19 protein-coding genes are annotated in these 19,433 nt (G+C 63.8%); 9 read left to right on the top strand and 10 right to left on the bottom strand.

The window, feature by feature from the left end; translation table 11 throughout:
* The first annotated feature begins 19 nt into the window (after positions 1–19).
* Together ypfJ and ACLEJR_RS20220 are read left to right on the top strand one after the other, a co-directional pair.
* A complete protein-coding gene (gene ypfJ, locus ACLEJR_RS20225) occupies positions 20–904 on the top strand; it encodes a KPN_02809 family neutral zinc metallopeptidase (protein WP_440798650.1) in 885 nt (294 codons plus the stop codon).
* Positions 905–1,852: an alpha/beta hydrolase gene (locus ACLEJR_RS20220; protein ID WP_440816015.1), complete on the top strand. Its 948-nt coding sequence runs from the start codon at positions 905–907 to the stop codon at positions 1,850–1,852.
* Between the two features lie 142 nt (positions 1,853–1,994).
* On the opposite strand, the gene ACLEJR_RS20215 is transcribed toward ACLEJR_RS20220, so the two are convergent.
* From ACLEJR_RS20215 to ACLEJR_RS20205, 3 genes are all read right to left on the bottom strand, one after another.
* A complete protein-coding gene (locus ACLEJR_RS20215) occupies positions 1,995–2,588 on the bottom strand; it encodes an HAD family hydrolase (protein WP_440798654.1) in 594 nt (197 codons plus the stop codon).
* The gene (tesB, locus tag ACLEJR_RS20210) at positions 2,585–3,454 is read right to left on the bottom strand and encodes an acyl-CoA thioesterase II (protein WP_440816014.1); all 870 of its coding nucleotides are present in this window, start codon (positions 3,452–3,454) and stop codon (positions 2,585–2,587) included. Before tesB ends, ACLEJR_RS20215 begins: the two co-directional genes overlap by 4 nt.
* Before the next feature lie 106 nt (positions 3,455–3,560).
* Positions 3,561–4,130, bottom strand: coding sequence for a GNAT family N-acetyltransferase (locus ACLEJR_RS20205; protein ID WP_440798725.1), 570 nt, complete (start codon positions 4,128–4,130; stop codon positions 3,561–3,563).
* Between the two features lie 72 nt (positions 4,131–4,202).
* Here ACLEJR_RS20205 and ACLEJR_RS20200 point away from each other — a divergent pair, with 72 nt between their 5' ends.
* Complete coding sequence (locus ACLEJR_RS20200) at positions 4,203–5,123, top strand: histone deacetylase family protein (protein ID WP_440816012.1); 921 nt, start codon at positions 4,203–4,205, stop codon at positions 5,121–5,123.
* A 282-nt stretch (positions 5,124–5,405) separates the two neighbouring features.
* On the top strand, positions 5,406–6,650 hold the full coding sequence (locus ACLEJR_RS20195) for a TIGR03862 family flavoprotein (protein ID WP_440816011.1): 1,245 nt from the start codon (positions 5,406–5,408) through the stop codon (positions 6,648–6,650).
* A 134-nt stretch (positions 6,651–6,784) separates the two neighbouring features.
* Here ACLEJR_RS20195 and ACLEJR_RS20190 read toward each other — a convergent pair whose 3' ends face one another.
* Together ACLEJR_RS20190 and yedA are read right to left on the bottom strand one after the other, a co-directional pair.
* Positions 6,785–8,122 carry a DEAD/DEAH box helicase gene (locus ACLEJR_RS20190; RefSeq protein ID WP_440816009.1) on the bottom strand — a complete coding sequence of 446 codons (1,338 nt, stop codon included), beginning with the start codon at positions 8,120–8,122 and terminating at the stop codon, positions 6,785–6,787.
* 59 nt (positions 8,123–8,181) lie between these two features.
* The gene (gene yedA, locus ACLEJR_RS20185) at positions 8,182–9,084 is read right to left on the bottom strand and encodes a drug/metabolite exporter YedA (protein ID WP_440798664.1); all 903 of its coding nucleotides are present in this window, start codon (positions 9,082–9,084) and stop codon (positions 8,182–8,184) included.
* Positions 9,085–9,246: 162 nt separating this feature from the next.
* Between yedA and ACLEJR_RS20180 the strand changes: the two genes are divergently transcribed.
* Positions 9,247–9,699 (top strand): Lrp/AsnC family transcriptional regulator, encoded by a 453-nt coding sequence (locus ACLEJR_RS20180; RefSeq protein ID WP_440798666.1) that lies wholly within the window; start codon positions 9,247–9,249, stop codon positions 9,697–9,699.
* Between the two features lie 127 nt (positions 9,700–9,826).
* Here the strand turns inward: ACLEJR_RS20180 and ACLEJR_RS20175 are convergent, their stop codons facing one another.
* The 3 genes from ACLEJR_RS20175 to ACLEJR_RS20165 all read right to left on the bottom strand — a co-directional run bounded on the left by ACLEJR_RS20175 (position 9,827) and on the right by ACLEJR_RS20165 (position 11,834).
* Positions 9,827–10,438 carry a 3'-5' exonuclease gene (locus tag ACLEJR_RS20175; protein ID WP_440798668.1) on the bottom strand — a complete coding sequence of 204 codons (612 nt, stop codon included), beginning with the start codon at positions 10,436–10,438 and terminating at the stop codon, positions 9,827–9,829.
* A 22-nt stretch (positions 10,439–10,460) separates the two neighbouring features.
* On the bottom strand, positions 10,461–10,940 hold the full coding sequence (locus tag ACLEJR_RS20170) for a LabA-like NYN domain-containing protein (protein ID WP_440798670.1): 480 nt from the start codon (positions 10,938–10,940) through the stop codon (positions 10,461–10,463).
* A 126-nt stretch (positions 10,941–11,066) separates the two neighbouring features.
* Positions 11,067–11,834: a DUF2076 domain-containing protein gene (locus ACLEJR_RS20165; protein ID WP_440816006.1), complete on the bottom strand. Its 768-nt coding sequence runs from the start codon at positions 11,832–11,834 to the stop codon at positions 11,067–11,069.
* A gap of 175 nt (positions 11,835–12,009) precedes the next feature.
* Between ACLEJR_RS20165 and ACLEJR_RS20160 the strand changes: the two genes are divergently transcribed.
* On the top strand, positions 12,010–12,672 hold the full coding sequence (locus ACLEJR_RS20160; RefSeq protein WP_440816003.1) for a YciC family protein: 663 nt from the start codon (positions 12,010–12,012) through the stop codon (positions 12,670–12,672).
* A gap of 82 nt (positions 12,673–12,754) precedes the next feature.
* Complete coding sequence (locus ACLEJR_RS20155) at positions 12,755–13,834, top strand: endonuclease/exonuclease/phosphatase family protein (RefSeq protein WP_440816002.1); 1,080 nt, start codon at positions 12,755–12,757, stop codon at positions 13,832–13,834.
* 140 nt (positions 13,835–13,974) lie between these two features.
* Here ACLEJR_RS20155 and hrpB read toward each other — a convergent pair whose 3' ends face one another.
* Complete coding sequence (gene hrpB, locus ACLEJR_RS20150) at positions 13,975–16,491, bottom strand: ATP-dependent helicase HrpB (RefSeq protein WP_440816001.1); 2,517 nt, start codon at positions 16,489–16,491, stop codon at positions 13,975–13,977.
* A gap of 96 nt (positions 16,492–16,587) precedes the next feature.
* Between hrpB and ACLEJR_RS20145 the strand changes: the two genes are divergently transcribed.
* Positions 16,588–17,007: a polyribonucleotide nucleotidyltransferase gene (locus ACLEJR_RS20145; RefSeq protein WP_440798680.1), complete on the top strand. Its 420-nt coding sequence runs from the start codon at positions 16,588–16,590 to the stop codon at positions 17,005–17,007.
* 28 nt (positions 17,008–17,035) lie between these two features.
* Positions 17,036–17,929 carry a cation diffusion facilitator family transporter gene (locus ACLEJR_RS20140; protein WP_440798682.1) on the top strand — a complete coding sequence of 298 codons (894 nt, stop codon included), beginning with the start codon at positions 17,036–17,038 and terminating at the stop codon, positions 17,927–17,929.
* Positions 17,930–18,091: 162 nt separating this feature from the next.
* On the opposite strand, the gene ACLEJR_RS20135 is transcribed toward ACLEJR_RS20140, so the two are convergent.
* A complete protein-coding gene (locus ACLEJR_RS20135; RefSeq protein WP_440816000.1) occupies positions 18,092–19,102 on the bottom strand; it encodes a DUF6515 family protein in 1,011 nt (336 codons plus the stop codon).
* Positions 19,103–19,433 lie beyond the last annotated feature (331 nt).

The raw sequence follows: 19,433 nt of genomic DNA, 5'->3' as shown, positions 1-19,433 counted from the left end.
TCATTCAGAGGATTCCCACATGCTATGGAAAAAAGGTCGCCGCAGCGACAACGTGGTGGACGCCCGTGGTGATGGGGGCGGCGCAGGCGGCATGCGCTTCGGCGGCGGCAAGGGATTGAGCCTCACGGCCATCCTGCTGATCGTCGGCATCGGTTGGATCACCGGCCAGGACCCGATGCAGATTCTCGGGCAACTGGCCGGACAGATGGACCAGTCCGCCCCCGCCTCGTCACAGACCCGCCAGGCACCGCCGGCCAACGACGAACAAGCCGAGTTCGTGCGCTCGATCCTGGGTGACACCGAGGACACCTGGGGCCAGGTCTTCCAGCAGGCCGGGCGCCAGTACCAGCAGCCGAAACTGGTGCTGTTCAGCGGGCGGGTCAATTCCGCCTGTGGCCTGGCCTCCTCCGCCACCGGCCCGTTCTACTGCCCGGCGGACCGGCAGGTCTACCTGGACATGAGTTTCTTCAAGGAAATGTCGCAACGCTTCTCTGCCGCCGGGGACTTCGCCCAGGCCTACGTCATCGCCCATGAAGTCGGGCACCACGTGCAGACGCTGCTCGGGGTCTCGGCGAAAATCCAGGAGGCGCGCCAACAGGGCCGGCAAATGGAAGGCGACGGTGGCCTGTTGGTGCGTCAGGAATTGCAGGCCGACTGCCTGGCCGGCGTCTGGGCCAACCATGCGCAGAAACGCCTGAACTGGCTGGAACCCGGCGACATCGAGGAAGCCCTGAACGCCGCCAACGCCATTGGCGATGACCGGTTGCAGCAACAGGGCCAGGGCCGGGTAGTGCCGGACTCCTTTACCCACGGCACCTCGGCACAGCGGGTGCGCTGGTTCAAGACCGGCTTCGCCCAGGGTCAGGTCAGCCAGTGCGACACCTTCGCGGCGAAAAACCTGTAGATGAAGTGGGGCGCATTGCTGGCACTGGTGCTGTTGTGCTCCACTGCCCAGGCCGATGAGCACGGCGTCAACGTCGTCGCCCAAGGGCGCCTGCAACTCAAGGGCGGCGCCCTGGTGGTCGGCGTCAGCCCGCCCCCGGCGTCGATCCAGCGCGTACTGATCATCGTCCATGGTCGGCTGCGCAATGCCCAAACCTACCTGCACAGCGCCGAGAAAGCCGTCATCGAAGCCGGTCAGCAGGCGACGACGCTGATCATTGCCCCGCAGTTTCTCAACCAGCAGGACGTGGCGCGTCATCAGTTGCCCAACGACCTGTTGCGCTGGCAAGGCAACGACTGGATGGCCGGAGGTTTATCCACCGGGCCGAACGCGGTCAGCTCGTTTCAGGTGCTCGACGACATCATTGCGCGGGTCAGCGACGTCCAGCAATTTCCCGAGGTGAAGGAGATCGTCATCGCCGGGCATTCCGGTGGCGCCCAGGTCGTGCAGCGCTATGCCCTGCTCGCCCACGGCCAGTTCCGGATCAGCCCGCGCTTTGTCATCGCCAACCCGTCGTCCTATGCCTACTTCGATGCCCAGCGGCCCATGGCGTTCGACGCGGCGGGTTGCCCCGGCTTCAATGATTGGAAATATGGCCTGCAGAAGCTGCCCGCTTACGCTGGCGGACAAACGCCGAAGCAGTTGGAGGATAACTACGTCAAACGCGACATCGTCTATCTGCTGGGACAACAGGATGTCGACCCCGAGCAGCCGGCGCTGGATAAAAGCTGTGAGGCCCAGACTCAGGGCCCGTACCGGCTACTGCGCGGGCATTTCTTCTTCGACTACCTGACCCGGCGCCATCCGGTGGGGCTGAACCAACGGCTGATCGAAGTGCCCGGGGTCGGGCATGATGGGGACGGGATGTTCAATTCGCTGGAGGGGCGCAGGGCGTTGTTCGGGCAGTGAGTTCTATAGTGAATGGTAGGGCCCTATCGCGAGCAAGCTCGCTTCCACAGGGGATCTGCAGTGGATATGGATTCTGTGATCTTCACCGATCTATTGTGGGAGCGAGCCTGCTCGCGATAGCGATTTATCAGCCGACTATCTCTCAAGCGAACAGCATCCGCCGCAACTCAACACAATCCTGCGCATGCCAATCCGTCAGTTCCGGCCATGGATTGTCCGGCAGGTTCACCAGCACCGTCCGCGCCCCCGCGGCCCGACCACAGTCCAGGTCGAAGCGGTAGTCACCGACCATCACCAGCGCATCGGGCGCCACGTTCCAGGCTTCGGCCAGCTTGAGCAGGCCGCCGGGATGCGGCTTGGGCGGTGCTTCGTCACGGCCCAGGACGTCTTGCACGGCGAAACAATCGGCCAGGCCGATCGCCTCCAGCGTAACGTGGGCCAGCTCGCGGGCGTTGCGGGTCAGGATACCCAGCCGATCGCCGCGCTCCGCCAGGGCACGGACCAGCTCCACCGCCCCCGGCGCGGGCCGTGAGCCCAGGGCCAGGTCGCGCTCGTGTTCGAGCAACCAGGCATGCTTGGCCGCCGCCTCGTCAGCCGGCAATGCCGCCAGGTGAGTCAGGATGTCTTCCTCGGCCGGAATCGCCAGGGCCACGCGGATCGCCGCGAAATCATGCACGGCGATGGTCAGCGTACCGTCCATGTCGAACACCCAGTGCCGCACATCGGTCAGGCTCATGCCCAGTCCTTGCGATGGCGAATCAGGCCTTCCTGGGTCACCGAGGCCACCAGTTGCCCGGCGCGATTGAACACGCTGCCCCGGGAAAAACCACGGGAGTTGCCAGCCCACGGGCTGTCCATGGCGTAAAGCAGCCAATCGTCGGCCCGCAGGTCGGCGTGGAACCACAGGGCATGGTCAAGGCTGGCGACCTGCATGTCCTTGTGCCAGACCGACTTGCCATGAGGCAACATCGAGGTGGTCAACAGACCGAAGTCCGAAGCATAGGCCAGCAGGTACTTGTGCAAGGCCGGTGAGTCCGCCAGGGCGCCATCGGCGCGGAACCACACATATTTGATCGGATCGGCCGGCTGCGGATTGTAAGGGTCCTTTTCCGTGACCGGGCGCACCTCGATCGGCTTGGGGCACAGCAGCTTTTCGCGCATGTGCTCGGGCAGCAGATGCGCACGCTGCTGGGTCAGCTCCAGCTCGGACGGGAGGTTTTCCGGCCCGACCACCTGCGGCATGCTGCCCTGGTGTTCGAAGCCCAGTTCGTCGTACTGGAACGAGGCGCTGCAGGTGAAGATAGGATGGCCCTTCTGGATCGCCGTGACTCGGCGGGTGCTGAAACTGCCGCCGTCACGCACGCGGTCCACTTGGTACACCACCGGCAGGGCCGCGTCACCGGGACGCAGGAAATAGCCATGCAACGAATGCACATGGCGCGCCTCTTCCACGGTCTGGCTGGCCGCCGACAAGGATTGGCCGAGCACCTGGCCGCCGAACAACTGGCGAAACCCCAGGTCCTGGCTGCGACCGCGAAACAGGTTCTCTTCGATCGGTTCCAGGGTCAGCAGGTCGACCAGATCTTCCAACACGTGGCTCATTTAAGACGTTCCTCACACAGCGCAAATACCGCGCAGTCTGTGCTGCGGCGGTGGGATCGATTGTTGGCCCGGGCCAATGGGCGGGCAGTATAAACGTCCGTGTCGGCTAAGCGTGCAGGGTCTGGAGCCACTGCTCACGATTGATGCGATAGAGCACATGGTGACGCAATGGATGGTCAACTGCGAGTTTTGGGTGCTCGAAGTCGTCCGCCGGATCGTGGTGCATGCCGATTGCCTGCATGACTTTCTGCGAGGGCAGGTTATCCACCGCGGTGAATGCCACCACTTCGTCCAGCTTCAATTGTTCGAACGCACAACGCAGCGCGGTCCACGCCGCTTCGCTGGCATAGCCCAGACCCCAATGTTCGTGGGCCAGCCGCCAGCCGATCTCGATGGCCGGCGTGAACGGCGCGTCGAACCCGACCAATCCAAGCCCGGTGAAACCGATGAAGGCCCCGGTGTCCTTGCGCTCCAACGCCCACAGGCCAAAACCATGTTCGGCAAAATGCCCGCGCACACGCCCGATCAGGGCCGCGCTTTCCAGGCGGCTCAAGGGCGCAGGGAAATAGCGCATCACCTGTGGATCGGCGCACATGGCGGCGAACTCCGGCAAATCGTCGTCGCGCCATTGCCGCAATATCAGTCGCGCGCTTTCCAGCTCCAGTATCGGCTCCATCTTCATACCCTCTCCATGCCTTGAGTCTACATCGCTGGTAGGATCCGTCACTCGATCACCACTGAAAACACTATGCCGCTACCGCTGATTTATCACGAAGACTACAGCCCCGAATTCCCGGCGGAGCACCGCTTCCCCATGGACAAGTTCCGCCTGTTGCGCGATCACCTGGTGGACAGCGGCCTGACCCGCGACGCCGACCTGCTGCGCCCGTCGTTGTGCCCACCAGACATCCTCGCCCTGGCCCACGACCGCGGTTATATCGAACGCTACATGGGCGGCGAGTTGTCCCGTGAAGACCAACGGCGCCTTGGCCTGCCCTGGAGCGAGGCCTTGGCCCGCCGAACGGTACGCGCCGTGGGCGGTTCGCTGCTGGCGGCCGAGCAGGCCCTCGAGCATGGCCTGGCCTGCCACTTGGCTGGCGGCACCCACCACGCCCACTACGATCACCCTGCCGGGTTCTGCATTTTCAATGACTTGGCGGTGATCAGCCGCTATTTCCTGGCCAGCGGCCGGGTCTCGCGGGTGCTGATTTTCGACTGCGACGTGCATCAGGGCGACGGCACCGCCCGAATACTCCATGACACCCCGGACGCGGTGACAGTTTCCTTGCATTGCGAAAAGAATTTTCCTGCACGCAAGGCCCACAGCGACTGGGACATACCATTGCCGATGGGTATGCAGGACGCCGCTTACCTCAAGGTGGTGGACGATGCCCTCAATTACCTGCTGCCGCTCTACCAGCCGGACCTGGTGCTGTACGACGCTGGCGTCGATGTGCACAAGGACGACGCCCTCGGCTACCTGAAGCTGACCGACGAAGGCCTCGCCGCCCGGGACGAAAGCGTCATGCGCCATTGCCTGGGCCGCGACATCCCGGTGGTCGGAGTGATCGGCGGCGGCTACAGCAAGGATCGCCGGGCCCTGGCCCGCCGCCATGGGATCCTGCACCACAGCGCGCAAAAGGTCTGGGTGTCATCAGGATGTCACTGAATTCTGGGCGCGTTACCCACATCCGCTGTGGAACGGCCTGTGGATAACCTGAGCGAAACGGCCTACAGCCTATGCTGTGTATAGCTTCCAGAGCCCTGGTTGTTTTTTGACCACCATCTCAGCGACGCCTTCATTCCCCTGTGGGAGCGAGCCTGCTCGCGATGACGGCGTATCAGGCAACACATTTGTCTCTGATCCACCGCAATCGCGAGCAGGCTCGCTCCCACAGGATTTTTGTGCTGATAGAATGCCGCGCTCAACCCCGCCTCTGCAGTTCACGCCATGACCTCGACCGCCCCATCCAACATTCCAACCGTCGCCATCATCGGCGGCGGCCCCGCCGGCCTGATGGCGGCCGAGGTGTTGAGCCAGGCCGGCGTCCGGGTCGATCTGTACGACGGCATGCCGTCGGTGGGTAGGAAATTTCTGCTGGCCGGCGTGGGCGGCATGAACATCACCCACTCGGAAGCCTTCCCGGCGTTCCTGGCGCGCTACGCCGAACGTGCGCCGAACCTCGCCCCACTGCTACGGGCATTCGGCGCCGATCAGCTGTGCGGATGGATTCACGGCCTGGGCATCGACACCTTCGTCGGCAGTTCCGGCCGGGTGTTCCCCACCGACATGAAGGCCGCCCCGCTGCTGCGCGCCTGGCTCAAGCGCTTGCGCGAAGCGGGCGTGGCTATCCACACGCGTCACCGCTGGCTCGGCTGGAACCCGGACGGCAGCCTGCGGATCGCTTCCCCCGAAGGTGAAAAAGCCTTACAACCCAGTGCGACATTGCTGGCCCTGGGCGGCGGCAGTTGGTCGCGCCTGGGCTCGGACGGCGCCTGGATGCTGCCGCTGGAGCAGCGCGGCGTGGCCCTGGCGCGGTTGCAGCCGAGCAACTGCGGGTTCGACGTGCCAGGCTGGAGCGAGCTGATGGTCAACAAGTTCGCCGGCGCCCCGCTGAAGAATATTGCCATCGGTCTGAACGACGACGTGCCGCGCCTCGGCGAATGCGTGATCACCGCCACCGGCATCGAGGGCAGCCTGATCTACGCACTGTCGGCGCCGATACGCGAGGCCATCAACCAGCACGGCAGCGCAACCCTGCACCTGGACCTGCTGCCGGGCCGACCCGTGGATAAGATTCAACAAGCCCTGGCGAAACCTCGCGGCTCACGCTCCATGGCGAAGCACTTGCAAAGTCAGTTGGGGATCGATGGGGTCAAGGCGGCGCTGCTGCGCGAGTGCACCACGGCTGACGATTTCGCTGATCCGGCGCGGCTGGCCCAGACGATCAAGGCCTTGCCGATCACCTTGGTGAAAACCCGCCCGCTGGATGAAGCCATCAGCAGCGCCGGCGGCGTGACATTCGAAGCCCTGGATCAACGGCTGATGCTCAAGGCCGTGCCTGGAGTGTTCTGTGCCGGGGAAATGCTCGACTGGGAAGCGCCGACCGGTGGCTATCTGTTGACCGCGTGCTTTGCCAGCGGACGGGCGGCGGGGTTGGGGATGTTGGAGTTTCTTCGAAACGGCGGCGCTTAAGCTGCGAGCTACAAGCTACAAGCTACAAGCTACAAGCTACAAGCTACAAGCTACAAGCTACAAGCTACAAGCCTAGCGCGTCTGCTTGCAGCTCGAAGCTTGCCCCTTGCAGCTTGCCCTTCGCAACCGCCCTTCTACGGCTTCCGCTTACGCGGCCCGGTATTGAACACCGGCACTTTACGCACAGGCTTGATCGAAGGCTCCACCGGCGCCGCGTCGCCACTGTCGACCCACTTGCCCAGGTTGCGCTTGCCGCCACCGCCGGCGGTTTTCGGTTTCTTCGGTTTTTTCGGTTTCTTGATCACCTGGCCGCTGGCATCGGTGTCCGGCACCCGGTGCTCGGGCTCGAAGTCCTGTTCCATCTGCCGAGGCAATGTCCGACGGGTCAGCATCTCGATGGCCGACAGCAGATTCACCTCATCGGCGCAAACCAGGGAAATTGCCTCCCCGGTCGAGCCCGCCCGGCCAGTACGGCCAATACGGTGGATGTAGTCCTCGGCGACAATCGGCAAGTCGAAATTGACCACCAGCGGCAAATCTTCGATATCCAGACCCCGGGCGGCCACATCGGTCGCCACCAGGATCTGCACCTCACCCAATTTGAAACGGTCCAGCGCCCGTTGCCGGGTGGCCTGGGGCTTGTCGCCGTGGATGCCGTCGGCGTTGACGCCCAAGCCCTGGAGTTTTTCCACCAACGCATCGACGCCGTTGCGAGTCTTGGCGAACACCAGCACCTGCTTCCACTTGTTCTTGCGCATCAGGTGCACGAACAGCTCCGGCTTGCGCTTTTTGTCCACCGTCACCACCCATTGCTTGACGGTGTTGGCGGCCACGTTGCGCGGGCTGACTTCAATGCTCAGCGGATCATTGAGCATCTGCCCGGCCAGCAGACGGATGGCGTCGGAAAAGGTCGCCGAAAACAGCAGGGTCTGGCGTTTTTTCGGCAGCGCCTTGTAGATATTCGCCAGTTCCTCGGAGAAGCCGAGGTCGAGCATGCGGTCGGCTTCGTCCAGCACCAGGGTCTGGAGCTGGTTGAACTTCAGCGCATTCTGGCGGAACAGATCGAGCAGGCGCCCCGGCGTGGCGACCAGCAGGTCGACGCCCTTGCGCAGCTTCATCATCTGCGGATTGATACTGACGCCACCGTACACCGCGTAAGTGCTCAGCGGCAGGTTCTGCGCGTACTGACGGACGCTTTCATGGACCTGCTCGGCCAGCTCACGAGTCGGCACCAGGATCAGCGCCCGCACCGAGTTAGAGGCCACCTTCGGCCCTTCGGTGGTCAACAATTGCAACAGCGGCACGGCGAAGCCGGCGGTTTTGCCGGTGCCGGTCTGGGCCGCCGCCATCAGGTCACGGCCGGCCAGTACCGCCGGCATGGCCTGGGCCTGCACCGGGGTCGGGGTCTGGTAGCCGAGCGTGTCGAGAGCGCGCAGCAAGGGTTCGATCAGGCCAAGGGAGGCGAAAGTCATGGAATTACCGTAGGAAAATCAGCGCAAGGTGTATGCAATGCGCGGCAGTTTACCCTAAATCACGATACGGTCGGCGCAGGCTTGGGCTTGCGCCACTGCGGCAAGCCGATCAGCACCACCGCACTGATGATCACCAACATCGCCACCGCCTCTTCGACGCCAATGCTTTCGCCGGCGAAGACGATGCCCAGCAGCACCGCCACCGCCGGGTTCACGTAGGCATAGCTGGTGGCCGCCGCCGGACGCACGTGCTTGAGCAGGTACATGTAGGCATTGAAGGCAATGATCGAACCGAAGAAGGTCAGGTAGGCCAGGGCGAACCAGCCTTCGAACGGCGGCACCTGTTCCAGGCGTTCACCGCTGGCCACGCTGCCGATCAACAGCACCACACCGCCCACCAGCATCTCCACGGCACTGGCCATGGCCCCGGCCGGCAACGGCACGTGCTTGCTCAGCACCGAACCGAAGGCCCACGACGCCGCCGCGAACACCAGCAGCGTGGCGCCCAACGGACTCGATTGCAGGTTGGAGCCCAGGTTGAGCATGGCAATGCCGATCAGCCCCAGGACAATCCCCGCCCATTCCAGACGGGTATTGCGCGCCCCCCAGAAATACCCGCAGAGCAAGGTAAACAACGGCACCGTCGCCACGGCCAACGCCGCCACACCGGAGGCCACGCCGGTGTGTTCGGCCACGCTCACCGCGCCGTTGCCAAAACTGAGCAACAACACGCCAATGACCGCCCCGGCCTTCCATTGCGCCCAAGTCGGTGCCGGCGCCCCACGCCAGCGCAGGAAGCCGTACATCAGGGAGCCTGCCAGCACAAAGCGAATCCCGGCCAGCAACAGCGGCGGCCAATGTTCCACGCCAATACGAATCACCAGGTAGGTCGAACCCCAGATAACGTACAAGGCGAAAAAGGCAGCGATCAATGGCAGAGGGAAACGGCGTAGGCCCGGCATGGTTGGCTCGAAGTCAGGTCAATGAAGAGAGGTTATTCTAGAAAGGCGACCGGCGGAAAATAAGCTACAAAACCTGTTTATCCGAGCCATACACTTTTCAAAACACGGAGATCAACGCTATAAACCGTGCTTTCGAAAGTGCCCCTCTCTGGAAGCCATACCGTGGACAAATACGACCGCATGCTGCTCGCCGCCCTGCTGGAAAACGGCCGTGCGTCCTACGCCGACCTGGCCCGTAAAGTGAACCTGTCAGCCCCGGCGGTGGCCGAGCGGGTCAGCAAGCTGGAAGCCAACGGGGTGATCACCGGTTACCAGGCCAAAGTCGACATGGCGAAGATCGGCCTGCCGGTGCAGTGCGTGATCGAACTGCGAATGAACCAGCACGGCAACCAGAAGACCTACGACGAACTGTGCAAGATCCCACAACTGACCGAGTGCCACCGGGTCACGGGCGATCCCTGCGTGATCATGCAAGCGGCCGTCGGCTCGATGCCGGAGCTGGAGGAACTGATCAACCGTATTGCCAAGTTCGGCTTCAGCAAGACCTCGATCGTGCTCTCCAGCGCCATTGAAAAGCGCGTGCCGTTGGGGCAGTTGGAAGGCAATGGCAAATAGCAGATTCAACACAAATCAATATTGTGGGAGCGAGCCTGCTCGCGATTGCGGTGTATCAGATACGAATATGCTGCCTGACACTGCGCTATCGCGAGCAGGCTCGCTCCCACAGGGGTAGATGGTGCGTTCAGACTACGCGATAGCGCTTGAGATGCTCATTGATCTTCGCCGCCGGCACTTTCTGCAAGCTGCACAGCAAGTCATGGGACAACTCCCGCAGCCCATGTTTCTGCCGCAGTTCGCCGGCCAGATGGGCGGTGAGGTTGGCGGCCATTTCGGCGTCGGCCATGGCCCGGTGAGCCTGGCCGGTGTGGGGCAAGCCGGCGAAGCGGTTGAGGGTGCCGAGCTTGTGGTTCGGTGCTGCCGGCATCAGGCGTCGGGCCAGCAACAATGAGCAGGCGAAGTTCTGCAAGCGGGTGCGCTTGATTCGTCCCAGTTCGAAGTCCCAGAACTTCTGGTCGAACGCAGCGTTATGGGCCAATAGCGGCGTGATGCCGACGAACTCGTTGACCTCGTTCATTACCTTTTCCGCCGGCGGTGCGCTGCGCAGCATGGCGTTGCTGATGCCGGTCAATTGCTCGATGAAGGCCGGCACCCGTACGCCGGCGTTCATCAGGCTCTGGTAACGGTCGACAATCTGCCCACGTTCGAGAATCACCACGGCGATTTCCGTGGCCCGGCAACTGCTGCTCGGGGTGATGCCGGTGGTTTCAAAGTCGATGACTGCGATGCGTTCCAAACCTGTCTGAACTCCGTATGAATCAATTCTTGAGCAGCAACGCGCCTTCGATAGGCACGTAGCGGCTGGCAGCGCGGATCAGCGAGTTGGCCGTCAGCCCCGGCACGCCATAGGCCACCGCTTGCACCCCATGCTTGCTGATGATGCGTTCGAGCAGCATGTCGAAATCGCCATCGCCGGAGGCCAGCACCACTTCATCGACGTGATCGGCGGCGTCCATGATGTCCAGCGTGATGCCCACGTCCCAATCGCCCTTGGCCGAGCCGTCACTGCGCTGGATGTAGGGCTTGAGCTTCACGACGAAGCCCAAGTTGCGCAGGATCTGCTGGAATTGCTGCTGTTTGCTGTCGCCACGGTCGATCGCATAGGCGTAGGCCTCGACGATCTGCCCCTGCCTGCTGACATCGGCCCACAGCGCGGCGTAGTTGAAATGGCAGCCGTAGGCCTGGCGCACGGTGTAGTAGAGGTTCTGGACGTCGGCGAACACTGCAATTTTTTTCACCGCGGTTCCTCTTGGATGCACGAGCGCAGGCCGGCGGGCCCGTAAAGGCGCTCAGTATGCCAGCCCAAAGGAACGTCACGCGAATAATCGGTCCGAGGCGCACGGGCGCCCCGGACGAATGGCAGGTCAGACGAAAGAGTCGTCGTCGCTGAAGAAGGAAGAATCGTCGTTGTAGTCGGCGTCGCTGAAACCTCCCTGGTCGCTGCCATAGTTATCGTTGTCGGCAACGCGCTGATCATCGCCCCAACCGCTGTCGCCACTGTTGCTGGTGTCATTGACCGGTTGGGCCGGCTCCTCGCGCAGGATCTCGACGATTTCCTGCGGTTGCTGGTTGTTGTGGAACAGGCTGCTGATACCTTGGGCCAGCATCACGCCGCCGGCCACGCCCGCTGCGGTCTTCAGTGCGCCACCGAGAAAGCTGCTCGCTGCCGGGGCTTGCTGCTGCGGCGCGCCGTAGCCCGCAGGCGGTGCGCTGAACCCGTGCTGGGGCGCAGCCGAGCTGAACGACTGCCGCCCCGGTTCCCGCCAGCCGCCGGACGCCGGGGCGCTTGGGGCAGGCGCCGGGCGCGAGTCCCGATTGCTGCCGCCGAAAATGCTCGACAGGAAACCACCGCCGCCATTGCTCGACGCCGGCGTCTGGCTGCGGGCCTGTTGCAGTTCGGCCTGCAATTGCTCGACCTGCTGGGTGAGCTGCTTGTTCTGCTCATCGAGGCGCTTGATCGCGGCCTCCTGCACCAGAATCGCCTGGGCCATGAAATAACCGGCCGCGGGCTGGTTCGCCAGGTGCTCCTTGATCCGCGCCTCGGCCTGGGCGTCGCGCGGGGCTGAGTCCTTTTCGGCTTGTTGCAGCCGTGAAAACAGTCCATCGATCAGGGTTTGTTCTTCGCTGTTCATGGCGACCTCATCAGATTGCCGGGTAGAAAACCATTCCGATCCCAAGACCGGTGCGAACCAGTTATGGGGCTCGTCCGCATGGTTTCAACGGTCTTTACCAGATGTTTACGTTTGCTTGTGCGGGGGCCCGATCGGTTAAAGTGTCGGACCGCTTTTTAAACTGCGATACCGAGCCATGAATCCGTTTGACGTGCTGCGCGACTCCCTTTATTTCTTCAAGCGCCATCTGGGCCGGATCGCTCAGCTGTGCCTGCCGTTGGTGATACTGGAAGCGCTGCTGCAACAAGGCGTGGACAGCGCGGTCGGCCCCGAAGGTTTTCCCGGCTACAGCCTGATCGTCGGATTGCTGGTGTACCCGCTATACACCGCCGCGCTGATCCTGTTTCTCGACGCCCGCAGTCGTGGCGATGCGCCACGCTCCCGTGATCTGCTGGCCACGGCGCTGACCCTCTGGCCGCGTTTTGCCCTGCTGACGGCCCTCAACACGCTGCTGATCCTGGTCGGCATCTCGTTATACGTACTGCCAGGCTTGTGGTTGATGGTGACCCTGGCCTTCAGTGAGTACCTGCTGGTCCTGAGGGGCTTGACGCCGCTGGCGGCGATGAGGGAAAGCATGAAAATGAGCCGCGGTAATTTCTGGCGGATCCTGGCGTGCATCCTCTGTGTAATGGGCCCGTTGTGGCTGCTCAAGGGCGTCAGCGTCTCGGCGTACCCGCCGCCTCAGAATCCCTTGCTCAGCTTGTTGATCGACAGTGTCCACAGTTTCCTGCAGCTGTTCACCAGCGTGGTGCTGTTCCGCATGTTCATGCTGCTCGAAGGGAAACCGGACAACCGCTGAGGACGTCCCCCAGGGCTTGGGCTCGGGAAGCGCTCTCGGTTATGCTCGGGCTCACTTTTGTGTTTCGCCCATAAGCCGAGCCATGACCCGTCTATTGCGCTACATCCTGCTGGGCCTGCTGTCGATCGTCAGCCTGGCCGCCCTGTCGATCTACGCCCTGACCTGGCGTCCGCAGCCCCGGGAAGCGATGCCGGTCAGTTGCGCGGCCAACGCAGCGCCGCTGATGCCCGGCCAGGCTCTGAAAGTGATGACCTGGAACGTGCAGTTCCTGGCCGGCAAGCGCTATGTGTTCTGGCATGACCTGGCCCAGGGCGACGACGAAAGCCCGACCCTGGAAGACATGGCCTTCAGCCTCGATGAAGTGGCGCGGGTCATTCGCGACGAACAACCGGACGTTGTCCTGCTCCAGGAACTGGACAACGGCGCCAAGGCCAGTGACTACCAGAACCAGCTCAAGTTGCTGCAGGAACGCCTGGCCGATCTCTACCCGTGCAGCACCAGCGCCTTCGACTGGAAGGCCGATTTCATACCCTCCCCGCACATCTTCGGCAGCGTCGGTCGGCAATTGGCGACCTTGAGTCGCTACCGCATCGACCGCGCCGAACGGGTCCAGCTGCCGGTGGCCGACGCCAATTTCATCAGCCGTCAGTTCCAACCCAAGGACGCCTTGCTGGTGAGTTACCTGCCGCTGAATGACGGCGGCCGACTGGCGGTGCTCAACACCCACCTGGAACGGGCCGCCAAGGCGGATGAAACCCTGCCCGCACAAGTCAGCGCCGTGGCCAAGGCGCTGGACAAACTCGAATCCGCCGGCACGCCGTGGCTGATCGGCGGTGACTTCAACTTGCTGCCCCTGGGCCAGTACCGGCGCCTGCCCGTCGAACGGCGCACGCCCTACTCCGCCGACAGCCCGCTGCACCTGCTGTGGGACAAATACCCGATGATCCCCACCAACAACGAGGCCAGCGGCATCGACCGCGAGCACTGGCTGACCCACTACCCGAACGACCCCGGCCTCAACGGCCCCGACCGCACCGTCGACTACCTGTTCTACAGTCCACGGATCAAACGGGTCGAAGCCCAGGTGCGGCAGGACGATACCCTGCGGATCTCCGATCATCTGCCGGTGATTGCGCGGTTCTTGTTGCCGGCTGCGCCGTGATCTGAGAATCACCGCCGAATCCCTTGTGGGAGCGAGCCTGCTCGCGATAGCGTCAGGTCAGCCAGCAATGATGTAACTGACACACCGCAATCGCGAGCAAGCTCGCTCCCACAGGGTCTGTGTTCAATTGCGCAATCAGCTCACTTACGCGGCTTCGCCCGCGCCGTGGCCTCGGCCACCAACGGATCATCCGGCCAGTAATGCTTGGGATACCGTCCTTTCAAATCCTTCTTCACCTCGGCGTAGGTGCTGCGCCAGAAGTTCGCCAGGTCCTGGGTCACCTGCACCGGGCGGCGCGCCGGGGATAGCAGGTGCAGCTTGACGATCTGGCGGCCGCCGGCGATGCGCGGGGTGTCGGCCAGGCCGAACAGTTCCTGCAAGCGCACCGCCAGAATCGGTGGATGCTCGCTGTAGTCCAGGCGGATCGACGAACCCGACGGCACGCTCAGATGGTGGGGAGCCAGTTCGTCCAGTCGCTGCGGCAACGGCCAGGGCAGCAGGTTGTGAACGATGCTGGAAAGATCCAGGTTGGCGAAGTGACTGAGGCGCGACACCCGTCCCAGGTAGGGCATCAACCAATGTTCGAGGCTGCCCAATAGCGCCGTGTCGCTGACGTCCGGCCATTCGCTCTCGCCTTTGGCGTCCAGGTCCAGGCGGCGCAACAGCGCCACTCGCGCCTGCCATTGGCGCAGCTCCGGGGTCCACGGCAGCAGTTCCAGGCCCTTGCGGCGCACCAGGTTCACCAAGGCCTGGCTGCGGGCGGCTTCATCAAGGCCGGTCAGTGGCTCGCGACTGAGCACCAGTTCGCCGACCTTGCGCTGGCGCTCGGCCCGCAACACGCCTTCGCGTTCGTCCCAATCCAATTGATCCACGGTGCGCACCTGCTCGGCCAACACCGAGTCGAACAGCGCCGGGTCGAAATCGCTTGCCAGGTAGATCCGCTCCTCGCGCTGGCCCTGGCGACTGCCCAGGTCGGCGACCACCAGCCACGCTTGTTTCATCAGGCTGTCAGCCTCGGCGAACAGCGCGGCGCGACCGTTGGCCAGGCGATATTCCGCCCCGCCCGGTCGGCGCTGCTGGGCAACGCGGTCCGGGTAGGCCAGTGCCAACAGCGCGCCAAGCCAGCGCGGATGGTCGGGATCCGCCACCGCTTGCTCGGCCTTGCCGCGCAAGTAGCCGCGATATTGCCGGGCCAACTGCCGCGCCCGCTGCACGCCACCCTGTGCACCGCGCGCGGCCCGTTCTTCGCCCGACAACAAGGCCAGGCGACTGTGCAGATCCGCCCCGGCACCGCGCAGAATGTCACGTTCGCCCAACAGCGCCGCAACGTTGCAGGCCATGTCCGCGAGGCCCAGCGCCTGGCCGCGCAGCAGTAAATGGGCGATTCGTGGATGAGCGGGCAACTCGGCCATGGCCTGGCCGTGGCGAGTCAGTTGCGCACCGTCCAGCGCGCCCAGGCGCTGCAGCAGGTCTTGGGCCTGGGCATACGCGGCGGCCGGAGGAATGTCGAGCCAGACCAATTGCTGCGGGCTCACGCCCCAACGTCCCAGTTGCAACGCCAGGCCGGCCAGGTCCGCCGAGAGGATTTCCGCACTGCCATAAGCGGCCAGTTGTTCGTGCTGGTCTTCGGACCACAACCGGTAGCACACCCCCGGCTCCAGACGCCCGGCGCGACCGGCGCGCTGGGTGGCGCTGGCCCGGGAGATGCGCTGGGTGTCGAGCCGGGTCATGCCGCTGCCCGGATCGAAACGCGGCACCCGGGCCAAGCCAGCGTCGACCACCACCCGCACGCCGTTGATGGTCAGGCTGGTTTCGGCAATGTTGGTCGCCAGCACCACTTTGCGTTTACCGGAGGGCGCCGGATCGATGGCCGCGCGTTGGGCTGCCAGGTCCAATTCGCCGTGCAACGGACAGAGCAGCACATCGGTGTTCTCGCCTAAAGCGTCGGCCAGTTGCTGGTGGACGCGACGGATCTCTGCCTGCCCCGGCAAGAACACCAGCACACTGCCGTCTTCATCGTGCAGCGCTTGCAGCACTGTCTGCACCAGTCGCGGCTCGATGAACTCACCCGGCTGGAACGGACGGCCCCAGCGGACGCTGACCGGATACATCCGCCCTTCACTGCGCAGGATCGGCGCGTCGTCCAACAGCCCGGCCAGGCGCTCGCCTTCCAGAGTGGCGGACATCAGCAGGATCTTCAGCGGCTGGTCCTCGCGAAACAGTTCCCGGCCGTTGAGACTCAGGGCCAGCGCCAGGTCGGCGTCGAGGCTGCGCTCGTGAAACTCATCGAAAATCAGCAGGCCCACGCCTTCCAGCGCCGGGTCGTCCTGCAAGCGGCGGGTGAGGATGCCTTCGGTGACCACTTCGATGCGGGTGTTCGGGCCGATCTTGCTGTCGAGACGGATCCGGTAGCCGACGGTTTCACCGACTTTTTCCCCCAACTCACTGGCCAGTCGCTCGGCCGCCGCCCGAGCCGCCAGGCGCCGGGGTTCGAGCATCAGGATGGTCTGCCCGGCCAGCCAGGGCTCGTGCAACAGGGCCAGGGGCACGCGGGTGGTTTTACCGGCGCCGGGCGGCGCTTCGAGCACGGCTTCGTGGCGCGACGCCAGGGCTTGACGCAAGGCGGGTAAAACTTCATCAATCGGCAAAGAAATCATGCTGGCTCCAGAACAGAGGGCCGAGTATAACGGCGAACTGTTTGGCGTGGTCTGGACTCAAACCAGCAATGCCCCCTACCTGCTCAGGAGATTGTTATGCGTATGCCCTTTCGCGTGATTGGCGGCGTCCTGGTCGCCACCCTGCTGACCCAGGTCACCGCCTGCGGTTCGATCTTCTACCCCGACCGTCGCGGCCAGATCGATGGCAAGATCGACCCGGCGATTGCCGCCCTCGACGCCGTCGGCCTGCTGTTCTACATCATCCCCGGCTTGATCGCCTTCGCGGTGGACTTCGCCACTGGCGCCATCTACTTCGAACCAGGCAGGACCGCCCAGATTGCCCCGGAGAAACTCAAGCCGGCGATCAACGCCGACGGCAGTGTCGACAACCACAAGCTGCAGGCGATCCTGGAAAGCGAACTGGGCCGCAGCTTCCCGCTGGATGATCCACGGCTGATCCAGCACAAGGGCAGCGCGCAGCAACTGGCCGCGCTCGGGCTCAAGCCGGCCGCGTGATGGGCGCCACTGAAGGAACGACCGCGCCATGACCACCAGCACCGAACACGCGCGTCTATTGCGCCTGGCGACCCGGGCGTCGGTGGGCGTGGCGCTGATCCTGATTGTCGCCAAGGCGCTGGCCTGGTGGTTGAGCGGTTCGGTGAGCATGCTCGCCGGCCTGACCGACTCGGCATTGGATGGCGTCACTTCGCTGCTCAATCTGCTGGCGGTGCATTACGCGCTGCGCCCCGCCGACGATGACCATCGCTACGGCCATGGCAAGGCCGAGTCCCTGGCGGGCATGGCCCAGGCGCTGTTCATCGGCGGCAGTGCGGTATTGATCGCCTTGCAGGCCTTCGAGCGTTTGCAACACCCGGTGCCGGTGGACGCGCCGTGGCTGAGCGTCGGCGTGATCGTTTTTTCCCTGGCGCTGACCCTGGCGTTGCTGGCGCTGCAACATAAAGTCGTCCGCGCCACCGGCTCCAACGCCGTGCGCGCCGATTCGCTGCACTATCGCTCCGACCTGTTGCTCAACGGCAGCATCCTGGTGGCCCTGGTGCTGGCCGGCTTCGGCTGGTACCAGCTCGACGCCTGGTTCGGCCTGGGGATCGCCGCGTACATTCTCTGGAGCGCGGTGCAGATCGCCCGGGAAAGCTTCGCGGTGTTGATGGATGAGGAACTACCGCCTGACGTCAGCCAGCACATGCTGGAACTGGCCTGCGGCGTACCCGGCGTGCTCGGCGCCCATGACTTGCGCACGCGGATCTCCGGCAACCATTGGTTCGTGCAATTGCACCTTGAACTGCCCGGCGAGCTGACCCTGTCAGTGGCCCACGGCATCAGCGACCAGGCCGCCGATGCCATCCACCGCGCCTATCCGAAGGCCGAAGTGCTGGTGCATGCCGATCCTTCGGAGGTAGTGAAAAACACCCGCACCTGATTCCTGACCACCACCCTGTGGCGAGGGAGCTTGCTCCCGCTCGGTTGCGCAGCGACCGCAAGATCCTTGGGCCGCTTCGCCCGAGGCGTCGGACCGTCCCAGCGGGAGCAAGCTCCCTCGCCACAGGGGAACGCGTTCTCACTACAAGGGACCGCATTGCGCTCAGTAACTCACCTGATACCCCCGGCTACTCAAGCAACTGCCCTGGGCCTGCCGATAGGTCTGCACCACCTCCGGCGCCGGCGGGTAGGTGTAGTTGCGCGGGTCGAAGCCGCTCTGCTGCACGGCCCAGCGATAGCAATCGTAGCCATCCTGATTGACCTGCTCGGGTGACTGGCCGTTGGCCGGATACGCCACCACGTCGTAGCTGTTGCCCTGGGGTTGCGGCTGCGGGTTGGCAACGGGCGCATCGACCACCACGTAATCCTGGGTGTTGGCCTCATAGATGTAATAGGCCCCGGCGGCGAGGAAAAACAGCGAGCTGCCGATCCACACTTCCCGGGCGTAGTCGGGCAGGTAGCGGGTGCGAATACCCCGTGGCGGCTGGACCACGACATAGCGCGGACCCTGTGGGCGATACCAGTAGCCGCCCGAATAGAAATAGTCCTGCCCGCGATAGGGCACGCGGTAATTGCGATCCGGGAAGCGATCGATCACATACCCCGGACGATATTGCGGGCCAGGCCCCCAACCGTTGCCATGGCCGTCCGGCCGTCCCGCCCAATGCGGGTCAGGGCGGTTGTGATGGCCCGGTCCAGGACGCGGCCCACCGTTGGGATAGCCGTCGTTGCGGCGCGGAATATCGCGGTAATAACCCGGTTGCGGTTCCCGGGTCTGGGTCACGCTGTCGGGACGTCCCTGGATCGGTAGATTATTGCCCGGTTGCTGCGGCGGCCGCCCCTCGCCGTTAGGGTCGTGAGGCGGCCGATAATAGTTTTGCCCGCCTTGACGCTGGGCACCGGGTTCGAACTGGCGACTATTGTCGCCCCGAATGATCTCGTTGCTCTGGGGCCGAGGCTGGCCTGAATACCCCTGGCCGTTGCCGCCTCGCCCATCGTGATCGCGCCCACCGTCAGGACCTCCACGGTTCTGCTGATCATCGGCCATTCCCTGCGCACTGACACTTGCCCACAACAGACCAACACCTGCCAAACGCCAGATGCGCGACTTCATGTTATTCCTCACGACGGTTCAGGGCCTGATGATAAGACTGGAGAAATCACAGGCCGGTTCGGCGACAGATTATCAGCCGCTGGGTTTATTTCGCAGGCATTAAAAAAGGGAGACCCGTCGGCCTCCCCTTGAGAACTTCGTCCGTGCGCGACGCTTTTGACGTCGGCTCACCTCACATCGTCTTCTGGACAGTGTGCAGCTCGGGGGGCGCCAGCTACCTGTAGGTGCCGCGACCGCAGCCGGCCTGATTGGGCGGGCTGCACTGGACTGTTTGTCCGAGCAGTGATCTTGGTGATAAGAATAGGCTTGGCGCGCCGACAGATGATTGCGA

The organism is Pseudomonas sp. SMN5 (assembly GCF_052041925.1).
Classification (GTDB): Bacteria; Pseudomonadota; Gammaproteobacteria; order Pseudomonadales; family Pseudomonadaceae; genus Aquipseudomonas.
This window is presented reverse-complemented; position numbering and strand designations above follow the sequence as displayed.